At 31.6% G+C, this 24294-nt stretch carries 25 protein-coding genes, 1 pseudogene and 1 riboswitch; of the genes and pseudogenes, 3 read left to right on the top strand and 23 right to left on the bottom strand.

Annotation, left to right across the window (positions count from 1 at the left end; genetic code table 11):
• Positions 1 to 6: 6 nt before the first annotated feature.
• The 17 genes from brxB to KA926_RS10940 form a co-directional block, all read right to left on the bottom strand.
• Positions 7 to 444, bottom strand: a complete 438-nt coding sequence (brxB, locus tag KA926_RS11020) for a bacilliredoxin BrxB (protein WP_210144351.1) — start codon at positions 442 to 444, stop codon at positions 7 to 9.
• Positions 445 to 659: 215 nt separating this feature from the next.
• Complete coding sequence (locus tag KA926_RS11015) at positions 660 to 1940, bottom strand: dihydrolipoamide acetyltransferase family protein (protein WP_210144350.1); 1281 nt, start codon at positions 1938 to 1940, stop codon at positions 660 to 662.
• A 12-nt stretch (positions 1941 to 1952) separates the two neighbouring features.
• Entirely contained in the window at positions 1953 to 2936 is a 984-nt protein-coding gene (locus KA926_RS11010; protein WP_210144349.1) for an alpha-ketoacid dehydrogenase subunit beta, read from the bottom strand.
• Positions 2929 to 3927, bottom strand: coding sequence for a thiamine pyrophosphate-dependent dehydrogenase E1 component subunit alpha (locus KA926_RS11005; RefSeq protein ID WP_210144348.1), 999 nt, complete (start codon positions 3925 to 3927; stop codon positions 2929 to 2931). Before KA926_RS11005 ends, KA926_RS11010 begins: the two co-directional genes overlap by 8 nt.
• Before the next feature lie 16 nt (positions 3928 to 3943).
• On the bottom strand, positions 3944 to 5365 hold the full coding sequence (gene lpdA / locus KA926_RS11000) for a dihydrolipoyl dehydrogenase (RefSeq protein ID WP_210144347.1): 1422 nt from the start codon (positions 5363 to 5365) through the stop codon (positions 3944 to 3946).
• Positions 5366 to 5823: 458 nt separating this feature from the next.
• Positions 5824 to 6732, bottom strand: coding sequence for a phosphate acyltransferase (locus tag KA926_RS10995; protein ID WP_107385017.1), 909 nt, complete (start codon positions 6730 to 6732; stop codon positions 5824 to 5826).
• A gap of 76 nt (positions 6733 to 6808) precedes the next feature.
• Positions 6809 to 8485 (bottom strand): DNA repair protein RecN, encoded by a 1677-nt coding sequence (gene recN, locus KA926_RS10990; RefSeq protein WP_210144346.1) that lies wholly within the window; start codon positions 8483 to 8485, stop codon positions 6809 to 6811.
• A 20-nt stretch (positions 8486 to 8505) separates the two neighbouring features.
• Entirely contained in the window at positions 8506 to 8958 is a 453-nt protein-coding gene (gene ahrC / locus KA926_RS10985; RefSeq protein ID WP_019468379.1) for a transcriptional regulator AhrC/ArgR, read from the bottom strand.
• Positions 8959 to 9267: 309 nt separating this feature from the next.
• Entirely contained in the window at positions 9268 to 10155 is an 888-nt protein-coding gene (locus tag KA926_RS10980) for a polyprenyl synthetase family protein (RefSeq protein ID WP_210144345.1), read from the bottom strand.
• Positions 10142 to 10387, bottom strand: coding sequence for an exodeoxyribonuclease VII small subunit (locus tag KA926_RS10975; RefSeq protein ID WP_107385149.1), 246 nt, complete (start codon positions 10385 to 10387; stop codon positions 10142 to 10144). Before KA926_RS10975 ends, KA926_RS10980 begins: the two co-directional genes overlap by 14 nt.
• Positions 10377 to 11717 carry an exodeoxyribonuclease VII large subunit gene (gene xseA / locus KA926_RS10970; RefSeq protein ID WP_210144344.1) on the bottom strand — a complete coding sequence of 447 codons (1341 nt, stop codon included), beginning with the start codon at positions 11715 to 11717 and terminating at the stop codon, positions 10377 to 10379. Before xseA ends, KA926_RS10975 begins: the two co-directional genes overlap by 11 nt.
• A 14-nt stretch (positions 11718 to 11731) precedes the next feature.
• The gene (nusB, locus tag KA926_RS10965; protein ID WP_019468383.1) at positions 11732 to 12118 is read right to left on the bottom strand and encodes a transcription antitermination factor NusB; all 387 of its coding nucleotides are present in this window, start codon (positions 12116 to 12118) and stop codon (positions 11732 to 11734) included.
• 113 nt (positions 12119 to 12231) lie between these two features.
• Positions 12232 to 12594 carry an Asp23/Gls24 family envelope stress response protein gene (locus KA926_RS10960; protein WP_071560408.1) on the bottom strand — a complete coding sequence of 121 codons (363 nt, stop codon included), beginning with the start codon at positions 12592 to 12594 and terminating at the stop codon, positions 12232 to 12234.
• Positions 12595 to 12615: 21 nt separating this feature from the next.
• Positions 12616 to 13965 (bottom strand): acetyl-CoA carboxylase biotin carboxylase subunit, encoded by a 1350-nt coding sequence (gene accC / locus KA926_RS10955; protein WP_210144343.1) that lies wholly within the window; start codon positions 13963 to 13965, stop codon positions 12616 to 12618.
• Positions 13965 to 14438, bottom strand: a complete 474-nt coding sequence (gene accB / locus KA926_RS10950; RefSeq protein ID WP_210144342.1) for an acetyl-CoA carboxylase biotin carboxyl carrier protein — start codon at positions 14436 to 14438, stop codon at positions 13965 to 13967. The genes accC and accB overlap by 1 nt, the downstream gene beginning before the upstream one ends.
• Before the next feature lie 252 nt (positions 14439 to 14690).
• Entirely contained in the window at positions 14691 to 15248 is a 558-nt protein-coding gene (efp, locus tag KA926_RS10945) for an elongation factor P (RefSeq protein ID WP_019468387.1), read from the bottom strand.
• A gap of 27 nt (positions 15249 to 15275) precedes the next feature.
• A complete protein-coding gene (locus tag KA926_RS10940) occupies positions 15276 to 16334 on the bottom strand; it encodes a M24 family metallopeptidase (protein WP_210144341.1) in 1059 nt (352 codons plus the stop codon).
• 103 nt (positions 16335 to 16437) lie between these two features.
• On the opposite strand from KA926_RS10940, the gene KA926_RS10935 reads away from it, so the two are divergent.
• Together KA926_RS10935 and KA926_RS10930 are read left to right on the top strand one after the other, a co-directional pair.
• A complete protein-coding gene (locus tag KA926_RS10935; protein ID WP_210144340.1) occupies positions 16438 to 17019 on the top strand; it encodes a hypothetical protein in 582 nt (193 codons plus the stop codon).
• A gap of 27 nt (positions 17020 to 17046) precedes the next feature.
• Positions 17047 to 17265 (top strand): SA1362 family protein, encoded by a 219-nt coding sequence (locus KA926_RS10930; RefSeq protein ID WP_107385151.1) that lies wholly within the window; start codon positions 17047 to 17049, stop codon positions 17263 to 17265.
• A 102-nt stretch (positions 17266 to 17367) separates the two neighbouring features.
• On the opposite strand, the gene KA926_RS10925 is transcribed toward KA926_RS10930, so the two are convergent.
• Entirely contained in the window at positions 17368 to 18198 is an 831-nt protein-coding gene (locus tag KA926_RS10925; protein ID WP_210144339.1) for a lipoate--protein ligase family protein, read from the bottom strand.
• A gap of 173 nt (positions 18199 to 18371) precedes the next feature.
• Between KA926_RS10925 and KA926_RS10920 the strand changes: the two genes are divergently transcribed.
• Complete coding sequence (locus KA926_RS10920; protein ID WP_107385153.1) at positions 18372 to 18758, top strand: rhodanese-like domain-containing protein; 387 nt, start codon at positions 18372 to 18374, stop codon at positions 18756 to 18758.
• A 23-nt stretch (positions 18759 to 18781) separates the two neighbouring features.
• On the opposite strand, the pseudogene KA926_RS10915 reads toward KA926_RS10920, so the two are convergent.
• From KA926_RS10915 to KA926_RS10895, 5 genes and pseudogenes are all read right to left on the bottom strand, one after another.
• A pseudogene (locus KA926_RS10915) lies at positions 18782 to 19403 on the bottom strand (transposase); the annotation flags it as partial.
• 248 nt (positions 19404 to 19651) lie between these two features.
• On the bottom strand, positions 19652 to 21127 hold the full coding sequence (gcvPB, locus tag KA926_RS10910) for an aminomethyl-transferring glycine dehydrogenase subunit GcvPB (protein WP_210144338.1): 1476 nt from the start codon (positions 21125 to 21127) through the stop codon (positions 19652 to 19654).
• Positions 21114 to 22466: an aminomethyl-transferring glycine dehydrogenase subunit GcvPA gene (gcvPA, locus tag KA926_RS10905; protein ID WP_210144337.1), complete on the bottom strand. Its 1353-nt coding sequence runs from the start codon at positions 22464 to 22466 to the stop codon at positions 21114 to 21116. Before gcvPA ends, gcvPB begins: the two co-directional genes overlap by 14 nt.
• 17 nt (positions 22467 to 22483) lie before the next feature.
• Complete coding sequence (gcvT, locus tag KA926_RS10900; protein WP_210144336.1) at positions 22484 to 23575, bottom strand: glycine cleavage system aminomethyltransferase GcvT; 1092 nt, start codon at positions 23573 to 23575, stop codon at positions 22484 to 22486.
• 73 nt (positions 23576 to 23648) lie between these two features.
• Positions 23649 to 23746, bottom strand: a riboswitch (glycine riboswitch).
• Positions 23733 to 24257 (bottom strand): shikimate kinase, encoded by a 525-nt coding sequence (locus KA926_RS10895; protein WP_107385157.1) that lies wholly within the window; start codon positions 24255 to 24257, stop codon positions 23733 to 23735. (Overlaps the previous riboswitch by 14 nt.)
• Between the last annotated feature and the right edge of the window lie 37 nt (positions 24258 to 24294).

The following is a 24294-nucleotide window of genomic DNA, read 5'->3' as shown; positions in this document are numbered from 1 at the left end:
CAACCTCTATCTTTCATCACAATAAGTATCAAATAAATTTTGTAATTGATTAATAACGTCCATCACATCATGGCCTTCGATTTGATGACGTTCTATCATTTGTGTGATTTCACCATTTTTTATTAATGCAAATGATGGGCTTGATGGTGCGTATCCTTTAAAATAATCTCTTGCTTGTTGTGTAGCTTCTTTGTCTTGTCCGGCAAACACTGTCACTAGTCTGTCTGGTAATTTATCATAATGTAAGGCATGTGTAGCTGCTGGTCTAGCAATCCTACCAGCACAACCACAAACTGAATTAACCATAACAAGTGATGTACCTTCTTGACTTAACACTTTATCAACTTCATCTGCTGTTGTTAATTGTTCATAACCCGCTTCCTCAATTTCATTTCTTGCTTGGCTTACTACATCATTCATATATAAATCAAAATTTAAATCCATATTCAAATCACCTTTCATTATCAATTTATTAATTTCATTTTACTAATATATAGACAATAGTTCAACATGTGTGTTTAATGAGAAAGTAAGTTCACTTTTCGTGGAATGCTTGAACAATAATTATTTTAAAAAAATAAGTTAGAAATCAAAATAATCAAATTTGATTTCTAACTTACCATTTTCATATAAATTAGCATTTATTTATACAATAAAAACTAGTAAATACTTGTGTTTTCTATAGAGTATTGCTCAATTCTTGTCTTAACGAAATTCATAAATCTACCTGCTTGCAAACCATCTAATATACGATGATCAATAGAAATACATAGATTAACCATGTGTCTAATAGCTATCATATCATCAATAACAACGGGCTTTTTGATGATGGATTCAATTTGCAGTATAGCGGCTTCTGGGTGATTGATAATACCCATAGATGATACTGAGCCAAATGTACCAGTATTATTGACCGTAAATGTACCACCTTGCATATCTTCAGACCTTAATTTTTTATTACGTGCTTTTTGAGCTAAATCATTTATTTCTCTAGCAATGCCTTTTAAGGATTTTTCATCTGCATTTTTGATTACAGGAACATATAATTTTTCTTCATCAGCTACTGCAATTGAAATATTGACATCTTTATGCATTACTATTTCGGAATTTTGCCAACTACTATTGAGTAAAGGATATGCTTTTAATCCTTCTGCAACCGCCTTTACAAAGAACGCAAAATAAGTGAGGTTATAACCTTCATTTTCTTTGAAACTATTCTTATGATAATTTCTTGTTTTAACTAAGTTTGTAGCATCTGCCTCAACCATCATCCAAGCATGTGGGATTTCATTAACACTGTTCACCATATTTTCAGCTATTTGTTTGCGGACACCATTTACTGGAATCGCAGAGCCAGGAGTTGGGTCGTTATATTGAACTTGCTTATTGACTTTAGGAGAGTCTTTAGGTGCGATGATTTCTGAGCCTAGTTTATTAGTACCTTCTTTGATTACTTTCTCTATATCTTTTTTGGTTACTCTACCTTCAAAGCCAGTCCCTTTTACTTGTGAAAGGTCGATTTGATGTTCAGACGCAAGTTTAAATACTACCGGTGAAAAGCGTCCGTTATTTTTCGGAAGATTATCTGACGCATCAGTCGTGCTTTCATTTACATCTGAGGAATCAACCATAGTTTGTGTTGCTTTTGATGTATATTCATTTTGTTCATTTGTAGTATTATTATCGGTATTTTCATTTGATAATTCTTCCTCAGTATCCAAATAACAAATTACTTCACCTACTTCTACTGTTGTACCTTCCTCCACGATAATTTCGCGGATTGTACCAGCGTATGATGAAGGCACTTCTGCAGTTACTTTATCCGTAATAACCTCACAAAGTGGGTCATACTCTTCTACTGTATCGCCTACTGAAACGAGCCATTGTTCTATTGTGCCCTCATGCACACTTTCTCCGAGTTTAGGCATTTTTATTTCCATCATTGTGCCTCCTTAAAATTCTGCGAGTTCACGCATTTTAATTTTTATCTTATCTGGATTAATCATAAACTCATCTTCGAGTGTTGGTGCAAATGGCATTGAAGGAACATCTGGTCCAGCAAGTCTCATTATCGGTGCATCTAAATCAAACAGACAATTTTCAGCAATAATTGCAGCGACTTCAGATATGATACTACCTTCTAAGTTATCTTCAGTGACCAATAAAACCTTACCTGTTAATTTAGCTCTCTCAATAATCGTTTCTTTATCTAAAGGATAGACTGTGCGTAAATCAACTACTTCAACATTTATATCATCTTCAGCAAGCATATCTGCTGCTTGAATACAGTAATTGACACATAGTCCATAAGTAAATACAGTAATATCGTCGCCTTCACGCTTAACATCAGCTTTACCAATCGGCACTGTATAATACGATTCTGGCACTTCTTCTTTAAGTAAGCGATAAGCTTTTTTATGTTCGAAATATAATACTGGGTCATTTGATTCGATTGAAGCTAATAATAAGCCTTTCGCATCATATGGTGTGGACGGAATAACAATTGTGAGCCCCGGTGTAGAAGCAAAAATGGATTCAACACTTTGTGAATGATAAAGTGCACCATGTATGCCTCCACCAAATGGAGATCGAATAGTAATAGGACAATGCCAATCATTATTAGAACGGTATCTCATTTTTGCTGCTTCACTCATAATTTGATTCGTTGCAGGTAAAATATATTCAGCAAATTGAATTTCTGCAACTGGTCGTTTACCTAACATAGCAGCACCAATACTAGTACCCACAATATTCGATTCTGCAAGTGGTGTATCTAACACTCTTGCTTCTCCATATTTTTTCTGTAAACCTAATGTGACACCAAACACGCCACCTTTTTTACCAACATCCTCACCTAATACAAAAACGTCATTGTCTTTTTCCATTGCTTGGTCTAGGCCTTGATGAATTGCTTCTAAATAAGATAATTTAGCCATTATTTAAGCCCCCTTCTTCGTAGACATATGTGTAAGTTTCTTCTGGTGATGGATAAGGAGCTTTTTCAGCTTCTTTTGTTGCTTGATTTACAATCTCTTTATGTTCTTTTTCTATTTCATCCAACCATTGTTCATCAATGATACCTTCTTCTAATAAAAAAGATTTGAATTTTAGGTTGCAGTCTAATGATTTTAACCCATCACGTTCTTCTTGTGTACGATACTTGTCATCATCATCTGATGAGTGTGCAGTCATTCTTGTACACATTGCTTCGATTAATGTCGATCCTTCACCATTCAATGCGCGTTCTCGTGCTTCTTTCATTACTTTATACATTGCTATTGGATCATTACCATCGACATGCTCACCATGCATACCATAACCAATAGCGCGATCAGATAATTTTTCTGCACCATATTGTAGCGTGTCAGGTACTGAAATTGCATATTTGTTGTTTTCAATCACGCAAATAAATGGAAGATTGTGAACACCAGCAAAATTGAGACCTTCATGAAAATCACCTTGGTTTGAACTACCTTCTCCCACAGTTGCCATAGCAATATTAGGCTTATTATCCATCTTTAATGCTAAAGCAGCACCTACAGCGTGTAATATTTGTGTGCCAACTGGAGAACTTTGTGATAATATACCTTTTTCTCTTTTTCCAAAATGAGAAGGCATTTGTTTCCCACCGGAATTTATATCATCACGTTTACCGAATGCAGCTAACATTGAGTCTAATGCTGTCATGCCCATATAAGTTACAAACGCTAAATCTCTATAATAAGGAGAAGATATGTCTCCCTCATGCATAGCATATGCCATACCTATTTGTGTCGCCTCTTGCCCCTGACAGCTTATGACAAATGGGATTTTCCCAGCACGGTTTAAAAGCCACATACGCTCATCTATTTTACGACCTAAGTCCATCCATTTATACATGGTTTGTAAGTCAGACGCTTCAAGTCCAACTGATTTATAATCAAACATCTTATTTCCTCCTTATTTAAACATGAATCGATCTGTTTTCAACTTTTAAGCCTAACTCCATTAACACTTCAGACAGCGATGGATGAGCATGAGTAGTTAATCCAAGTTCTAGCGTGGAGCCATTCATAAATTGCATTAATGATACTTCATTAATTAATTCTGTTACATGTGGACCAATCATATTAAGTCCGAGTACAGTATCATTATCCTGATCGATTATGATTTCGCAAAAGCCATCATGATTTGTAACATTTTCTATAACAGCTTTGCCGATTGCTTTAAACGGAACTTTAAAGGCTTTTGCATTAAGCTTTTTAGATTTTGCTTGTTCTAAATTTTGCCCAATACTTGCAACTTCAGGTTGCGTATAAACACATTTTGGCATTTTATCATAGTCAACTGATATTGGTGAAGCATCAAACATATGGTCAATTGCTGTTATGCCTTCTTTGGAACCTACATGTGCGAGTTGTAATTTACCGATACAATCACCTGCAGCATATATATGTTTGTCTTCAGTTTGTTGATATTCATTTACCATTATATGATTGGCATCTGATAATTGTATTTTTGTATTATTTAAGCCAATATCATCTGTATTGGGTTTTCTACCAATTGCGACTAAGCATTTTTCAAAATGAGCCGTTTCATCATTCAATAAAATATTGATAGCAGAGTCTTCAATTGAAACTTGTTCTTTTGATAGTTGTGTATTTTCATAAAATTTCACACCACGCTGTATTAAACCATTTTTTAATGTATTTGCGATGGATTTACTTTCAGTCGGTAAGATTCGTTTACCTGCTTCTATGACAGCTACTTCAACCCCAAAATCTGTCATTAAAGATGCGAATTCTAAACCTATGACACCTCCACCAATGATCGCAAGTGATTGGGGTAATTTATCTAGTTTTAATATATCGTCACTGGATAGCACAGTGTTTCCATTAAATGGTAAAAAGGGTAAAGTCATTGGAGATGAACCGGTACAGATTAATACATTATTATTTGGAATTAATTCTGATTCACCATTTTCGTATTCTACTGAAATAGTACCGCTTTGAGGTGAGAAAATAGATGGACCTAATATTCGTCCAACCCCATTAAATACGTCAATTTTATTATGATTCATAAGTTGTTCAACACCTTTAAACATTTGTTGGACAACTTCGTTTTTACGTGCTTGAATTCGTGAAAAATTTAATTTAAATGCATCTACATCTACACCAAATTCACTCGAATTTGCTACTGTTCTTAATACATCAGCTGATTTCAAAAGTGCTTTTGTTGGTATGCATCCTTTATGTAAACATGTGCCGCCTAAAAGTGACTTTTCTACAAGTGCAACTTTTTTCCCTAATTGAGATGCTCTAATTGCTGACACATACCCAGCAGTACCTCCACCTAAAATTACTAAATCATATTTTTCGTCTGCCATATTTTTACTCCTAACTGTAATCTTAGTATTATGTCAATAATCATATTTAAACAAAAAATTTAGCAAAGTATTTGAAATCAATATACAATAAAAAACAAATTCATAGAAAATTTAAATTTTTTATGAATTTGTTTGATATTAATTATTTTAAACATACGAATAAAATCACCTTTGAGTTTTAAAAGTGATTTCAATGCGTGTTTTTAAAATTTCTAAAATCCTTTATTTTTCAAATGCTTTAATTCTATACTTTAAAAGAATTGTCTAGATAATGAAATATTGATGGTTACAATGATTACAATAAGTCTTTTATAGAAAAATCGTATGCTTCATCCTTTATTTAAATACAAGCGCAAAAGAAATAGTTTTCTATTAATTTATATCCTTTACTATCTTACATCAAAATTCAATATTATAAAATTAATAACCTAAATAATAGTGTAAAAATTCAAATATAATTAGAAGTTAAATTTATTTTGTGATTTCAAAGCAAGTAATAAAGAGTTTAATTTATTTTGTTTACTTTCTGTCCTCGATGTGAAGACAATAGGGAATTTTGCTCCGAGTAACAAACTAGAAACAGAAGCATTTCCAAAATAAGTTAAAGATTTTAACAATGCACTCCCGACATCTATATTGGAAACTAGAAGTGCATCAACATTACCAGCAATACTAGATGTATTATTTTTTTCAATTGCTCTTTTTTTACTGATTGCATGATCAAAAAGAATGGGTCCGTCTATTTTCGCATCTGTATCAGATGTTCGATTGAAAATATTTTTTAATTTTTCAGCATCTATAGATGACAAAATCTTTTTAGATGCTTGTTCTACTGAAGATAATAAACCTATGTTAAATTCATCATAACCTAGTGCTTTGCTGAAAGTAGTTAAATTTTTAATGATTTGTTTTTTTTCTTCAATTGTCGGAGCTACATTATATGCAACGTCACTAATCATTAACGTTTTGTGATAATTAGGAATACTAAAGCACGCAACATGATTTAAAAAGCCATATTGATCTATAAAGTTTTTATTGCTTAAAACAAAAGAAATCATTGATGTGGCTTTCATTTTTCCTTTCATTAAAACAGTAACTTTTCCTTGTGATAAATCTTCTGAGCATTGCTTTAGTAATTGGTAATCACTTGAAAATGTTAGCACATGAATCCTATTTAAGATTTGGGGTTCTAAATCAAAAGAACGTATGATTTCCGTAGTGTCTTGGGTATCATAAATAAAAATATCAATGTTAGTTAATTTTAATGCTTTAACTAATACTGCTATCATTTTTTCATCATTTGCATATAAAACCGCTACATTTCCAGTCATTGTTTCACATGGTTCAACTAATTGTTGGAATCGCATAAAATCAACATCCTTCACTGATTATTTATCAAATTCAGCTAGCACTAAAAATAGCAATAATGAATTTAAATTTTTATTATAAATTGTGATTCTGTTCTATCATTTCCTTAGCATTTTGTTTGGTTAATTTTGTCACAGTAGCGCCTGAAATCATTCTCGCTACTTCATCGATACGTTCTTCTCCTGTCAATTCTTTAACTTGTGTTGTTGTTCTTTCATCATCTGTATTTTTACTAATAAATAAATGATGATCACTCATTGATGCAACTTGTGGTAGATGTGAGATGCATATCACTTGAATGTGTTCAGCCAAACCTTTCATTTTTTCTGCCATCTTTTGAGCAGCCTTACCAGACACACCAGAATCTACTTCATCAAATAAAATGGCTGTTTGGCCTCTAGTTTTTACAAAGATAGTTTTTAACGCTAACATAATTCTGGACAATTCTCCTCCAGAAGCTATTTTATTTAAGCTTTTTAAAGGTTCGCCTTTATTTGGACTGATTAAAAATTCTACAAATTCTATACCTTCTCGATTAGGTGTGTCTAATGGTTTAAATGAAATTTCTAAATTAGCATCGTTCATCTGAAGGTTTTGGATTTCATCTACAATATGATTACGCAAAGATTGAGCGACAATTCTTCTTTCTTGTGATAACTTTTCCCCTAATTCCATAACATTTTTATATAAATCATCTATTTCTTGACGTAATTGAGCTGTACTTTCTTCATAATTTTCAATCTTATTAATTTCGTCAGTCATTTTATCTTGATACATAATAAGTTCATTGATATCTTTACCATATTTACGCTTTAAACTATTTAATAAATTCATCCTAGATTCTAATTCATTTAAATATTGTTCATCAAATTCTGTATTCGTTAAATCATCATATAATTGATGTTTAGCGTCCTCAAGTGTGTAATAAAACTGGTCGACATCTTCTTTTAGTTCATCGTATTTTTCTGGTAAAATTTCACTGATTGATTGTAATTGATGACTCAATTCGTATAAACGGTCTGTAATAGCATGCTCATCCGTTAATGTAATATGTGCATTGTTTAACGCTAAACTTAGACTTTCGGAATTTTGAATACGTTTGATATCAGTTTCAAGTTGTGGGACTTCGTTTTCAATAAGATTCGCTTCTTGTAATTCATCATATTGAAATTTCAACAAGTCTAACCTTTGTAATAATGCTTGATCAGCTGACTCTAAATCGGCTAATTCTTTTTTCTTAGCTTTATATTTATCAAAAGTATCAACATACGATTCAAGTAACGTTTGATATGTATTTTCTGCATAACTATCTAATAAATGTAAATGATATTTTTGTTTTAATAATGTTTGTGTTTCATGTTGACCATGTATATCTAACAATTCTTGCATTATTTTTCGCAAATCTTGTAAAGTAACTGTTTGATTATTAACTCTACAAATACTCTTACCAGAGCTGAATATTTCTCTTTTTACTAATAAAAAGTCCTCATCTATATCGATTGATAAATCATGAAGTATTGAAATGGCTTCTTTACTATTATCAATATCAAAGATACCTTCAATCACTGCTTTTTTTTCACCGTGTCTAACATAGTTTGATGATGCACGCATGCCAATGAGTTGCCCAATTGCGTCTATAATAATTGATTTACCAGCACCAGTTTCACCACTTAAAACAGTTAAGCCATCACCAAAATTCACTTCTAATTCATCTATAATTGCGAATTGTTTAATCGATAAGGTTTGTAGCATTCATAATCACTTCCTTATACTTATAGTAAATTAAAGATACGCGTTTTAATTTTTTCGCTTGCAGATTCATCTCTGCATATAATTAAACAAGTATCATCACCACAAATTGTGCCTAGCACTTCATCCCAGTCTATTTGATCTAGGATTGCTCCAATTGATTGAGCGTTACCAGGTAATGTTTTAAGTACTAAAAGATTACCTGTACCATCAATATTTACAAATGAATCCATTAAATAACGACCGAGTTTTTCTAATGGATGATATTTTCTGTCATTAGGTAAACTATAAACATATTGACCAGAAGGTGTAGGTACCTTAATTAATTGTAATTCTTTAATGTCACGAGAAACAGTTGCTTGAGTTACATTTAACTCATATTCATTTAAACGCTTTACCAATTCATCTTGTGTTTCAATTTTTTCATTAGATATAATTTCTCTTATTTTAATATGTCTTACTGATTTTTTTGCCATGTGTAGCACCTCTATAAACGAATATTTATACAATGATTTTAACACATGGATGATGATACTACTACTAAAGTTAATCTAATTGAAATACTTTTATTCACTGTTATATATACTACTTGCCTATTTTCTTAGATTTTTTAATATTGCACATACTTCTATTTTTTAATGCTAATACTGTTACAATTTTAGTAGCAAATGAATATTTATTTATAAAATTATAAATTCTTATAAATAAAAAAATCATGCTACGATCAGTAGCATGACTTAATGTTTGAAATAATATAAAAGTATCAAAAACAGTTAATAAGTTTTTTAAGATTCTCTATTATTAAATAATTCAATTATAAATTTTAGATTACTTGTGTCATACTGCTCAGGTAAACGAGCTAAACAAGCATATGCAGATTCAGTATGTGACTTTAACTTCTCTTCTGCACCATTTTGTCCTAACAATGAAACATAAGTACTTTTATCATTTTCGATATCACTACCTGTAGCTTTTCCTAGTTTTGTTTCATCACCGTAAATATCTAATAAATCATCTTTTATTTGGAACATTAATCCTAAATGTTCACTATATGATTCTAATAAGCTGGCGACATTGGTTTCGGGTTCAGCAATATCTACTGCAGCCATTACAGCAAATTTTAATAACGCCCCTGTTTTAGCATGATGTATATGTTCTAAAGTATTCAGGTCTACTGCAGATCCTTCACCTTCGCTTTGCATATCTAGCGTTTGACCGCCCACCATACCTAAATGTCCACTTGCAGATGACAAGCGCTTGATAAGTTTTACTTTAACATCATCTTTCAGATTGTCATCATTAATAATAATATCAAAAGCTTTTGTGAGCAATGCGTCACCAGCAAGTATTGCTTTCCATTCACCATACACTTTATGATTTGTCAATTTACCTCTTCGATAGTCATCATTATCCATTGCAGGTAAATCATCATGAATAAGAGAATACGTATGTACCATTTCTAATCCAAGTGCTGAAGAATAGCCAAGTTTGTAATCCTTTGCTAACATGTCCAATGTTAATAAAAGTAAAACAGGCCTAATTCGTTTACCACCTGCTTCTAACGAATATCTCATACTATTTTCTAAATCTGTATTTAGTGATGAATTCGGAATTGAATTTTGCAATAATTTATTTATTTCATCAGTTAAATTGTCAATTTTATGATTCATCATGATTTTCTTCCTTTTCAGTTTCTTCATCGCCTTCAACATTTTCTTCAGACATAAGTTCATTCACTTTTTTTTCAGCATTTTTCAATGTTTCATCACAATTTGCTGATAATGTCATGCCTCGTTGATATAAGTTTAAAGATTCTTCTAAAGAAACATTTTCATTATCTAATTTTTGAACTATATTTTCTAATTCTTTCATCATTTCTTCAAAACTTTGTGATTTATTTGTCATCTTTACACCTTACTTTCATAACTTGTGCATCAACAGAACCGTCTTTCATTGTTAATACAATATTATCATTTTCAGTTAAATCACTCGTGCTCGTTACTATCTTATCCTCTTTATTCACAATCGTATAACCACGTAACATTGTATTGGTTGGACTAAGATTATTCAAATTCTCTATTTTATTAGTTAAATTATTTCTTTGTTTTACAATGAGGTGATTCATTAATTTTACAAGATTCGTTTGTTGTTGGTTGATCGCTGTTTGTTCTCTCTGAATACTTTGTTTGAAATGTTTTAAGTTGAAATTCTGTTTTATTAATTGCAGTTTTTGTACCTGTTGATTGACTTTAAAGTTTATTGCTAAATTAAGTTGTTTCTCTAAATCATCACGTTTTTGAATCTGTTGATCATATAATAAAGTTGGCGTTTTAAATTTATAGTATGAAGCTACATGTTGTAGATACTGTTTTCGATGTTGAATTTGTTGTTTCATAAACCTAGTTAGAGAAAATTTTTGTTGCTGAATATATTGTCTTAATTCATATTGATCAGGTGTAGCCATCACTGCTGCTTGTGTAGGTGTTGCTGCACGTGCATCTGCTACGAAATCACTAAGTGTGAAGTCCGTTTCGTGACCTACTGCTGATATAATTGGTGTTTGACATGTATAAATCGCTTTTACAACATCTTCTTCATTGAAGTTCCATAAATCTTCTATAGAACCACCACCACGACCAATTATAATAGTATCTACATTTAACTCATCAGCCTGTTTTACTTTTTCAATGATATCATGCTTAGCCTGCTCACCTTGTACTAAAGTATTAATTTGAATTTGTTCAACTAAAGGATATCGACTATTGATAGTTGTATGGATATCCCTTATTGCTGCCCCAGTACCTGCAGTTAACACAGCAATTTTTTCAGGAAACTTAGGAATCATTTTTTTGTGATTTTGATCAAAATACCCATCTTTAGTTAATTTCTTTTTTAATTGTTCTAATTTTTGATATAAATTACCAATGCCATCTATATGCATTTTATTAACATAAACTTGATAATTGCCACGTCTTTCATATACAGAAACACGTGCTTCTAAAAGCACTTCGTCACCTTCTTTAGGCTCGAAGTCAATTTTTGAAGCATTCCCTTTAAACATCATTGCACTGATTACACTATTTTTATCTTTAACATTAAAATAAAGATGACCACTACTATGTTTTTTAAAGTTAGAAAGCTCACCTTTGAGCAATACATTTTGTAGGTGTGGATCCTGATCAAATTTATATTTAATATATTTAGTTAAAGCTGACACACTTAAATAATCTGACATATTATATCACTCTTTTATTCAATATTACTTAATACACCATTGATGAACTTATAATGATCATCATCACTAAATTGTTTTGCTAATTCAACTGCTTCATTGATGATTACTTTTTGTGGCGTTTCGCTATTTAACAACTCAAAAGTTGACATTCTTAATATGATACGGTCAGATTTTAATAACCTGTCGATTGTCCAATCTTTTAAATGTGGCGCAATTTTGTTATCTAACACAGATTCATGATCTTTTACACCAGTAACTAGCCAATTAATAAAATCAAATTCTAAATCTGGATTATCATCTTTAATAAAACTAATTGCTTCATCAATCGTTAAATCACTATTTTTCATTTCTAATTGAAATAATGTTTGAAAGGCTTGTGTTCTTGATTCTTTTCGACTCATTATAAACTCCTTTTAGCATTGTACGCTTTATGACTAATATAAAATAGAATTTTGTTAATCACTTGATTATAGAACTCTTGTTTTATGACTACATTAAAGTCATAGTGCTATTTTTAATTTGTAGATACGATATGTGTAATGTGAACATTAATTTGACTTGGTATGATGGTTGTCATCGTAGATAATGAGTTATAAATGGCATTTTGTATTTTTCTTGCAGTTTCTGAGATATTAATGCCGTATGAAAATGAACAATAAACATCTATATGAATACCATCATCTTTTGTATCTACTTTAATGCCACGTGCTAATTGTTTTTTTGTAACTTTTTCAACACTTAAGTCTTTAATTTCTTTAAAGTGTCCTTCTAAGCCTTTTATTTCTGAGGTTGCTATACTAGCTATAACAGTCAAAACCTCAGGTGCTATTTCTATTTTTCCTAAATTGGAATGTGATGATTCTGCTACTTTGACCATTTCACAAACCTCCTATTTAGATTATTCATCCATTATATTATATGTTTCTAAGAAGTTAGTATTAAATTTACCACTTCTAAATATATCATTATTTAAAAGTCGAATATGGAACGGAATTGTAGTGTCGATTCCTAATACTAAATATTCACCTAACGCTCTCAATCCAGTCATAATTGCTTCATCTCTTGATGGTTCATGAACAATTAATTTTGCTACCATAGAATCATAATATGGAGGGATTGTATAATTAGTATAACATGCGGATTCGATTCTTACTCCAAAACCACCTGGTGCTAGATATTGTGTAATCTTTCCTGGTGAAGGCATAAAGTTTTTATACGGATTTTCGGCGTTAATCCTGAATTCGATTGCGTGTCCCTTGATTTCAATGTCTTTTTGTGTGAATGGTAATTTTTCACCCATTGCAACTTTAAGTTGCAGTTTTACTAAATCAATACCAGTTACCATTTCTGTAACGGGATGCTCTACCTGAATACGTGTATTCATTTCCATGAAATAAAATTCATTAGTGTTTAAATCATAAATGAATTCAATGGTACCAGCATTTTCATAATTTACAGCTTTTGCTGCTCTTACTGCTGCATTACCCATTTCTTGTCTTTTAGCATCAGTTAAGATTGGAGATGGTGCTTCTTCCACAAGTTTTTGCATACGTCTTTGTATTGTACAATCTCGCTCTCCTAAATGGATGACGTTACCATAACTATCTCCCATCACTTGTATTTCAATATGTCTAAAGTTTTCTATAAATTTTTCAAGATACAAACCACTATTACCAAAAGCAGTTTCTGCTTCTTGTTGCGTCATTTTGAAGCCAGTTTCCAATTCTTTTTCATCACGTGCGACACGTATACCTTTACCACCACCGCCTGCAGTAGCTTTGATAATAACAGGATAACCTATATCTTTTGCAATTTTCTTAGCTTCTTTAATGTCTTTAACTAATCCTTCACTGCCAGGAACTACAGGTACTTCAGCACGCTTCATTTCTTCTTTAGCTACGTCTTTAATACCCATTTTTTGAATTGATTCATAACTTGGACCAATAAATTTAAGTTGACAAGCTTCACAAAGTTCAGCAAAATCGCCATTTTCTGCTAAAAAACCATATCCTGGGTGAACACCATCACATCCTGTAGAAGTCGCAATGGATAAAATATTAGGGATATTTAGGTAAGAATCTTTAGATTGAGTGGGACCGACACAATATGCTTCATCAGCAATTTGAGTATGTAATGCATCTTTGTCTCCCTCAGAATATATTGCTACAGTTTGTAATCCTAAATCGTGACATGCACGTATAATTCTTACAGCAATTTCCCCTCTATTTGCTATTAAAATTTTACTCATTATTTCACCTTAAATAACGGTTGGCCATACTCTACCATTTGACCGTCTTCTACTAGTATTTCAGTAATTTCCCCTGTGACTTCTGCTTGTATTTCATTAAATAATTTCATAGCTTCCAAAATACATACAGTAGATTCGTTTGAAACAGAATCTCCTACTTGAACATATGGGCTTTCTTCCGGTGAAGGTGATTTATAAAACGTGCCAACCATCGGCGCATTTATTGTTTTTAAGTTATCATTTTCCTGAGAAGCACTTGTCTCTTCAGAACTTTGAGCATCGAGTTGATTTGATACAGCCGATTGTTGTGGTGCAATTTGTTGCATCGGTTGTTGTGAAACTTGAGGCGTAATAATCTCAGTTTCTTTTTCTTTTTTTAAATTAACTATATTCCCTTTATCTTCTATATTAATTTCAGTCAAGCTGGATTGATCAAGAATTTCAATTAATTCTTTAATTTCTTTAAAATTCATAAATACTGACTCCTTCAGATTGTTTTCATTACCTAGTTTATTTTACTTTAGTGAAATGTTCAATTCAAGCATATACATATTTTCTATTATAACTCTTTAATTACTATATTTAATCAATGGTTAACGATTATTTGTGTCAAGGTTATTTTCAGTTTATTCTTAAATAACAAAAGCCCTTCCATTTAAATAATTGGAAAGGCTTTTAAGTAATTTGCAAGATACTGTAGTCTTATTATGTGTGAAGTTGATGAATTAAGCTCTTGATACGTAACTACCATCGCTAGTGTTAATTACTAAAGTATCTCCTTCATTAACAAATAGTGGCACATTTAATGTATAACCTGTTTCAACTGTCGCAGACTTTGTAGCACCGGTAGCAGTATCACCTTTAATACCTGGTTCTGTTTCTGTGACTGTAAGTTCAACGTTTTTAGGTAATTCAACACCTAAAGTTTCATTTTCATAACTTTGAATTTGAACTTCCATATTTGCTTTTAAGAAATTTAATTCATGTTCTAAATAATCAGCAGATAATTCAATTTGATCAAATGTTTGATTATCCATGAAAACATGTGTATCACCATCAGCGTATAAATATTGCATACGGCGATTTTCGATCATAGCAGTTTCAACTTTTTCTCCGCCTCTAAATGTTTTCTCTTGAATAGCACCTGTTCTTAAATTACGTAATTTAGAACGTACAAATGCAGCACCTTTTCCTGGTTTTACGTGTTGGAAATCTAAAACTTTCCAAATTCCATTATCTACAGAAATTGTTAAACCTGTTTTAAAATCATTAACCGAAATCATTCAGTTTCCTCCTTAATATAAGGTCTTCTATAAAATAATAAGGTCTTTAGACGATTTAGTAAAGCGTTCGCAACCATTTTCTGCAATTAATATATCATCTTCAATACGCACGCCACCAATTCCATCTAAATATATACCGGGTTCAATTGTAACACAATTATTTAACTCTAATGGAGATTCAGATTTTTTAGATAAATTTGGACCTTCGTGTACATCTAATCCAATACCATGGCCCAGTGAATGACCAAACGCTTCACCATATCCTTTTTCAGTGATATAATCTCTTGCAACTGCATCAAGTTCTTTTCCGGTCATCCCTTTTTTAGCTGCTTCAATTCCTTTTAAATTTGCTTGTAATACAATTTGATATATTTCTTTTAACTGAGCATCCGGTTCGCCTATAGCAAAAGTACGAGTAATATCTGAGGCATATCCATTGTAATAAGCACCATAATCTAAGGTGATTAATTCTCCTTGGTTAATTACTTTATCACTTGCTACGCCATGTGGGAGCGCCCCTCTGACTCCAGAGGCAACAATTGTATTAAAAGATGGACCTTCTGAACCTAATTCGAGCATTTTACTTTCTAATTTTGCTTTCAGCTCAAGTTCTGTCATTCCTGCTTTAGCAACTGTTAAAATATACTCATAAGCATCATCAACAATTTGAGCAGCCTTTTGAATATTTGCTATTTCTTGTTCATCTTTGACTTCTCTGATTTTTTCAATTAATCCAGAAATACTTATTAAACTAATATAAGATTTACTTAACTGTAAATAAGTATCATAGCTCACTAAATTACCTTCAAAACCAACATTTTGCACATTTAATTCTTCAAGTGTTGATTTAATAGATTCTATCAATTGCCCCTGTTGCTTAATTACTTTAAAATCAGCAGCCTGAGTAGTCGCTTGTTCTATGTATCTGAAATCAGTAAGTAATAGTTTTTCTTCATTTGTAATAATTAGTGCGCCACTGGTTCCAGTGAATCCAGATAAGTAACGTCTATTATAATCAGATAAAACGATAATTGCTTCTAAATGTTTTGTTTTTAGAGCAGCTTTTAATTTATCTATTCTATTCAACAGTAATCACCCTATTCAATAAATTTGTACATTTCCAATATATACATTAAAATGATAGCATAATTAATGTACAAATTTATAGTTTTTGAATTAGGAGAGAGTTATGAAGAAAAAATTATTCGCTATTTTAAGCGCTTCGTGTATACTCGCTGGGTGTGGGAGCCAAAATTTAGGGCCATTAGAAGAGAAAACAACAAAACTACGTGATGAAAATCATAAATTAAAAAGTAATATTCAAGATTTAAAATTAGAAATAAAAAAAGAAAAAACAAATATTACTGCATTAGAAAAAGATAAAAACAATATTAAGAATGCAAAAAGTAATAAAAATAAGCTGAATCATATTAAGGCGTCTTCTGAATATTATCAAGATGTCGCAAAAGCAATTGATGATTATAATAATATTGAAGATGAGGTTTCAAAAAATAAACAAAGTGAAAAAACTCAAAACAAATTAACAGATATTACTAATAAAATTGATGCTGCTTTTTCTACATATAAAAATAAAATTAATAAAGATAAAATGAATGATGAAGATAAAAAGAAACATAAAAGTATTACTAAATTAAACAAATCATTAGATTCAGCTATGAGTGATATAAGAGAGGGTTATAACGAAAAAGATAAGAAGAAACTTAATAAAGGTCAAACTACTTTATCAAAAGTAAGTATAAGTAATGAGTAACGTGACATATAAATAGGAGTGTTTATTTTGAAACAAGCAATATTCTATATCGTAATTGCAATTGCATTAGTTGGTTTAATACTTAACTTAGATGCATTTATATTTAGTTTTGTAAAAATGGCCATCAGTTTAGCTATTTTTGCAGGTATTATTTATTTAATTTACTATTTTTTCTTTTTAACAGAAGATCAAAGAAAATATAAGCGTGCCCAAAGAAAGTATAGAAAAAGAAATAAAAAAAAATAATGTTAAACTTTTAAAGTTTAACATTATCGAAAAATCAAAGCATTTACCTTACAATATTTGAAATTAATTGTGTGGGTAAATGCTTGTTTATATAGAATAAAATTATTTTCGATAAGTCCATTCTGATGATTGGTACTTTTCAATTAATGCTTCAACTTCTTCATTTTGTTGAGTGGTTAATTCTAAAGGTTTTAAATTAATATTTAATCCTTTTTTGAATCCACTTTCGAATGCGCTTTCCATTTCATCTATAGTGATGTAACGGTCAGATATATCATTAATTGCTACTGCTTTATCAACAAAAGCTTGTTTCATTTTTTCTTTCAAACGGTCATTTTTAAATATAAACATATCAAACAAATCATCGATATCTATATCTTGTAACAATGAACCATGTTGCAGGATAACACCTTTTTGTCTCATTTGAGCACTTCCTGCAATTTTACGTCCTTCTACAACTAATTCATACCAGCTCGAGGCATCGAAACAAACTGCACTTCTTGGTTGTTTTAATTTAGATCTTTCTTCTTTGGATCGTGGAATAGCAAAAGAGGCATTAAAACCTAATGTTTTGAATCCTTCAAGTAAACCCTCAGAAATGACCCTATAAGCTTCTGTAACCGTTTTGGGCATATTCGGATGCGATTCTGGTACAATAACACTATAAGTTAATTCTTTGTCATGTAAGACCCCTCTGCCACCTGTTTGTCTTCTAACAAGGCCGTAACCTTTATCTGCAACCTTGTCTATATCAATTTCTTTAGTTAATCTTTGAAAGTAGCCAACTGAAAGTGTAGCTGGATCCCATGTGTAAAATCTTATTACTGGGTCAATCTCACCTCTAGAAACAAAATTTAATAACGCTTCATCCATTGCCATATTGTAAAATGGATCATTACTCCCCGTGTTGATAAAATGCCATGTTTCAGTCACAATCAAAACTCCATTCATTAAAATTAAATTGTGATAACATCTAATGTGTGTTATCGTTTTCAATAATTGTACAAAAATGTCAGTATTATGTAATTATCATGATAAAAATATTTTGATAATTTGTGCTAACAGTCTTATAATATATAATATCGGTTAATTAGGGAGGATGCAAGATGAGTAATTTTTGGTTTATAGCTTTAGCAATTTTAATAATAATCGTCGCTTATATGTTGTTCAATAGATATTTGAACAAAAAAGCGGTAACAGAATTAAACCAAAATGAATTCCATAATGGTTTGCGAAAAGCTCAAGTGATTGATGTGAGAGAAAAAGTAGACTATGATTATGGTCATATTAATGGTGCTCGTAACATTCCAATCACAATGTTTAAACAAAGATATCAGGGATTGAGAACGGATCAGCCAATCTATCTTTGTGATGCGAATGGTATTGCCAGTTATCGTGCCGCTAGAATATTAAAAAAGAACGGATATAAAGATATATTCATGCTTAAAGGCGGATATAAAAAATGGACTGGTAAAATCAAATCAAAGAAGTAAATGGTTAAATAAACATTTAAAGATTAAGTTCGGACATAAATGTCTCTGACTAAACAGAAAACGATAATTTCTATTGAAATAATGTAGAAATTGTCGTTTTCTTTTTTATCAAATAGTGTATCTCGTTGAGTTACCGTTTTCCTTACATTTAATGCCATTAGGACAAATTCTAATTCTTTTTTGACTTTGTCTATCCCTCAAACTGACATTTGAGTGAAAATCAAAATAGCCTTCATGAATCCAAAAACTGGTTCTACATCAATCTTTTTACTGTAGATTTTTTTAGTCTCTGATTCTGAAAGCTGCTGATTAATTTGAGATTTAAAATACTCCCAATTAAAATGCTTCATTATCTTCTTATTAGTTTTTAAATTGTTTTTCATACATAAATTTTTAAGTGGACATTTTAAACAATCATTACATTCGTATAATTTGAAGTCGCATTTAAAATCATAACGATCAATGCGATACGCATACCTTTTGAATTCTAAGAACTTATGATTTGGACAAAAGAATTAATCATTGATTTTATCGTATGGCCAATAAGGTACCTTTTATCATAGTTAAAAATGGAATTAACGTTCAAGTATCTGTTGGATTTTGAAACTCGTCATATGATAAAACAAATTGTGCTGATTTTGTAACGTGCTGACGCCGGGGGAAGAGTATGAGTGAGAGACTACAGGCTCGAGCCATAACCCAGGCAAGCATGCACGGTCAAAATCGAAAGATTTTAAATATAAAGAGGGGCAAATCCATTGTTAAGGATTTGCCCCTCTTATTTTGAGGATGGGGATTTATGTCCCAGTCTCCTCTATTTTTGATTAAGTTTACTGTCTCATACTCTTTTTCGTTTATTAAAGTCAAAAGTTATCTGCCTTGTTCTATTAAAATTATTTTTCTGATCTTAAATCCTCAAATTTTAATACTGGTTGACGAGCAGCTTTTGTTTCATCTAAACGATCAATAATCGTTGTATGAGGTGCTTCTAAAACTTTGTCAGGGTTTTCTTTTGCTTCTTTCGCTATTTCAATCATTGTGTCACAGAAATAATCTAATGTTTCTTTAGATTCTGTTTCAGTTGGTTCAATCATCATACCCTCATCTACATTTAATGGAAAATAGATAGTAGGTGGGTGAACGCCAAAGTCAAGTAAACGTTTAGCCATATCTAATGTTCTTACACCATATTCTTTTTGTTTTGAACCACTTAATACAAATTCATGTTTACAATATTGCTCGTATGGGATTTCAAAATGTTCTTTCAATCTTGCTTTAATATAGTTTGCATTTAATACTGCTGCCTCTGAAACTTCTTCAAGTCCTTTATTACCCATTGTTCTAATGTATGTGTAAGCGCGTAAATAAATACCGAAGTTACCATAAAATGGTTTAACACGACCGATTGAATGTTCGATATCATTATCATATTTATACACATCATTTTCTTTAACGACCATTGGTTTTGGTAAGAAACTTGCAAGTTCTTTTTTAACACCAACTGGCCCTGAACCAGGTCCACCACCACCATGTGGCCCAGTAAATGTTTTGTGTAAATTTAAATGAACAGCATCAAAACCCATATCTCCAGGTCTAACTTTGTCCATAATTGCATTTAAATTAGCACCATCATAGTACAATAACCCACCAGCTTCATGTACAATGTTTCGAATATCCATGATGTTTTGTTCGAAAATACCTAATGTATTTGGATTTGTAAGCATAATTGCAGCAGTGTTTTCATTGACGAGTCGTTTTAAATCTTCTATATCAACTTCTCCACGTTCATTAGATTTCACTGTAACAGCTTTAAATCCAGCGAATGCTGCTGAAGCTGGGTTTGTACCATGTGCAGAGTCAGGTACGATGACTTCGTTACGATGTCCTTCTCCATTTTTTTCATGAAAAGCTTTGAAAATCATAAGTGCTGTCCATTCTCCATGAGCACCAGCAGCTGGTTGTAATGTAACTTCGTCCATACCAGTTATTTCTTTAAGTTCTTCTTGTAAGCTATGAATAATTTCTAATGAACCTTGTACCTGCGATTCATCTTGTAGTGGATGTGATTCAGCAAATCCAGGTATTCTGGCTATTTTCTCATTTACCTTTGGATTATATTTCATGGTACATGACCCTAGCGGATAAAATCCTGAATCCACACCAAAGTTTTTATTTGATAACTCAGTATAATGACGCACTAAATCTAGTTCAGCTACTTCAGGAAATTCAGCTTTATTTTTTCTGATAAATTTGTCATCTAATAGCTTATTAACTGCCCCATTATCAATTTCTTTTTGGGGTAAAGAATATGCATAGCGACCTTCTTTAGAACGTTCAAAAATTAATGGACTAGATTTACTTACTACCATTTATTTCACCTGCTTTCTTAACAAATGTATCAATTTCATCTTTCGTTCGTAATTCTGTTACTGCAATTAACATATGATTGTCGAAGTTTTCTACGATTTCACTTAAATCCAATCCGCCTATGATGTCTTCTTGAATTAAAGCATCGTTTACATCTTTAACAGGTTTATCAAATTTAACAACAAATTCATTAAAGGATGTACCATTACTAATTTCAAATCCTTGTTGTTTAAATTGTTCTTTAGCATAGTTTGCATTTTCAAAATTTTGAATCGCAATATCATAGATACCTTGTTTTCCTAAAGCAGACATACAAATTGATGAAGCCAATGCGTTTAATGCTTGATTTGAACATATATTTGATGTTGCTTTATCACGTCTAATATGTTGTTCACGTGCTTGAAGTGTTAACACAAAACCACGGTTTCCATCTTGGTCTTCAGTTTGTCCGACTAGTCTACCAGGCGTTTTTCTCATGAGTTTCTTAGTAGTAGCAAAGAAACCACAATGAGGACCACCAAACTGGGTTGGAATACCAAATGGTTGCGTATCTCCCACTACAATATCTGCACCAAAACTACCTGGAGGCGTCAATAAGCCTAGTGCGATTGGATTTGTATAAACAATGAATAATGCTTTTTTATCTTCGATAAATGATTGGATTTTTTCTAAATCCTCTATTGAACCATAAAAATTTGGGTATTGAACTGCAACTGCAGCAGTATCATCATCAATTGCATTTTCAAGTTTTTCTAAATCTGTAATTGTACCATCTAAATCAACTTCAACAACTTCAAATTCTTCGCGTGTTTTTACATATGTGTGTAACACTTGTAGTGCTTGATAATGCATACCTTTTGAAACGACAATTTTATTTTTACGCGTTTGATTAAATGCTAGAATACAAGCTTCTGCGAAACTTGTCATACCATCGTACATTGATGAGTTGGCAATATCCATATCTGTTAATTCACAGATTAATGTTTGAAATTCGAAGATAGCTTGTAACTCACCTTGTGAAATTTCAGGTTGATAAGGTGTATAAGCAGTATAGAATTCAGAACGTGAGATCATTGCATCTACAACTGCAGGAGCATAGTGATCATAAACACCTGCACCTAAAAATGTAGTATGTGTTTCTTTAGTGATATTTTTACTAGCAATTTTATTAAGTCTTTTAGTTAATGTGGTTTCAGATTCAGCATCAGGAATAGCTAATTCTCTGTTTAATAAAATGTCTTTGGGAACATCTCCAAATAATTCACTGATCGATTCAGCGCCAATTGTCTCAAGCATTTCATTTTTATCTTGATCTGTTAATGGAATATAACGATGACTCACAATAACACCCCTTTAAATTATTTATTAATTTGATTTTTCTTAACAATTTTTGCTTTTGCTTGTCTTTTTCTTATTTGTACTATAACTTCCTTGCCCATTTCAAAAGCATCTCTATCAATTATAGCTAAACCAATAGACTTACCACTTAATGGAGATTGTGTACCTGAAGTAACTTCACCAATCTCATTTCCATCGATATCATAAACAGTATAACCAGTTCTTGGAATTCCTTTATCAATCATTTCAATTCCAACTGTTCTTCTCTTAGAACCATTTTCTTTTTGATCTTTTAACACGCTCTTACCTATAAAATCAGCGTCGATTAATGGTTTAGCAGCAAATGCAATTCCACCTTCATATGGTGTGATTGATTCACTTAAATCTTGTCCATGAAGTGGTAAACCAGCTTCTAATCTTAATGTATCCCTAGCACCAAGACCACATGGTTCTACATCATATTCTAATATTGATTCCCATAGATATGACGTATCATCTGATTTACAATAAATTTCAAAGCCATCTTCACCTGTATAACCAGATTGTGATAATATTACATTTTTACCAAAGAATTCAACATCTTGTAGAAATTCAAATGGAGTCATCTCTGATACATCTTGATTCACATGTTCTTGAACAAAATCACGTGCTTTTGGGCCTTGTATAGCTAATTGCCCATATTCTGTTGAAACATTTAAAACTTCAGCATCAAAATTTTCTGCTTGTTTTTTCATCCAATCAAAGTCTTTATCAGTATTTCCAGCATTTACGACTAGTAAATATTCTTTTTCACTAAGTTTATAGGTGATTAAATCATCGATAATACCGCCTTGCTCATTACACAATGCTGTATATTGTGCCTTCTTTGTGTCTAAATTATCAGTATCATTTGAAAGTAAGTATTGTACTAATTGATCTGCTTCAGAACCTTTGATTAAAATTTCTCCCATGTGACTTACGTCAAATAAGCCCATATTTGTTCTTACAGCATTGTGTTCATCTTTAATACTTGAAAATTGAACTGGCATAGCCCAACCACCAAATTCAACAATTTTCGCACCAAGATCCACGAAGTTTTGATAAAGTGGCGTGTGTTTTAATTCATTTACCATTGCTAAACCCCCTATTATTGTATTAAAAAAGACAGAGTAGACTAAGCCTACCCTGTCAAAAAATCCAGGAATGCGTCTCAGTATTATCCTTTTGCCTGAGAGTTTCGTTAAACTTGCACCTTCGGCGATGGTTAAAATCAATTATTAACCATTCTCTCTAATACTGGTCATTCGCTTTCATCGATTCCAATATTTTTTTATATGTAACTGGAAGCGACTTATTACTATTCACTTTGATGAATGCGATTTCATTATATCTTGAAACTCTAGTTGAATACAAGCTTTTTAGTTTAAAAAGCGGTTTATTATTTGCATTGGGTCTGTTGCTATCATTTTTAATTCTATCGTATAGAATTTCTATATCACAATCTAACCATACAACATGTTTTTGCTCTATTAATAAGTTAAAAGCGTCATTGCCTTCGATGATGCCCCCACCTGTAGCAATGACATCAAATTGGTTAACACATTTTTTTAAGTATTTAAACTCCAAGTTACGAAAACCTTTTTCACCTAATTGTTCAAAAATTTCTGGTATTGTTTTCTCTTCTTGTTGTACTATAAATTCATCTAAATCTACAAAAGTTAATTGATTGTGTTGTGCAATATATTTCCCTAATGTTGTTTTACCTGTACCCATAAAACCTATTAAAATAAGCGGTGTTTTAATTTTATTTTTCAAAAATATCTTCCTTTTGTAATTGTAATTTAATTTGTTT

The organism is Staphylococcus sp. GDY8P94P (genome assembly GCF_017892255.1).
GTDB lineage: Bacteria > Bacillota > Bacilli > Staphylococcales > Staphylococcaceae > Staphylococcus > Staphylococcus cohnii.
Note: the sequence above shows the minus strand (reverse complement) of the source record. Positions and strands in the feature narration are given on the sequence as shown.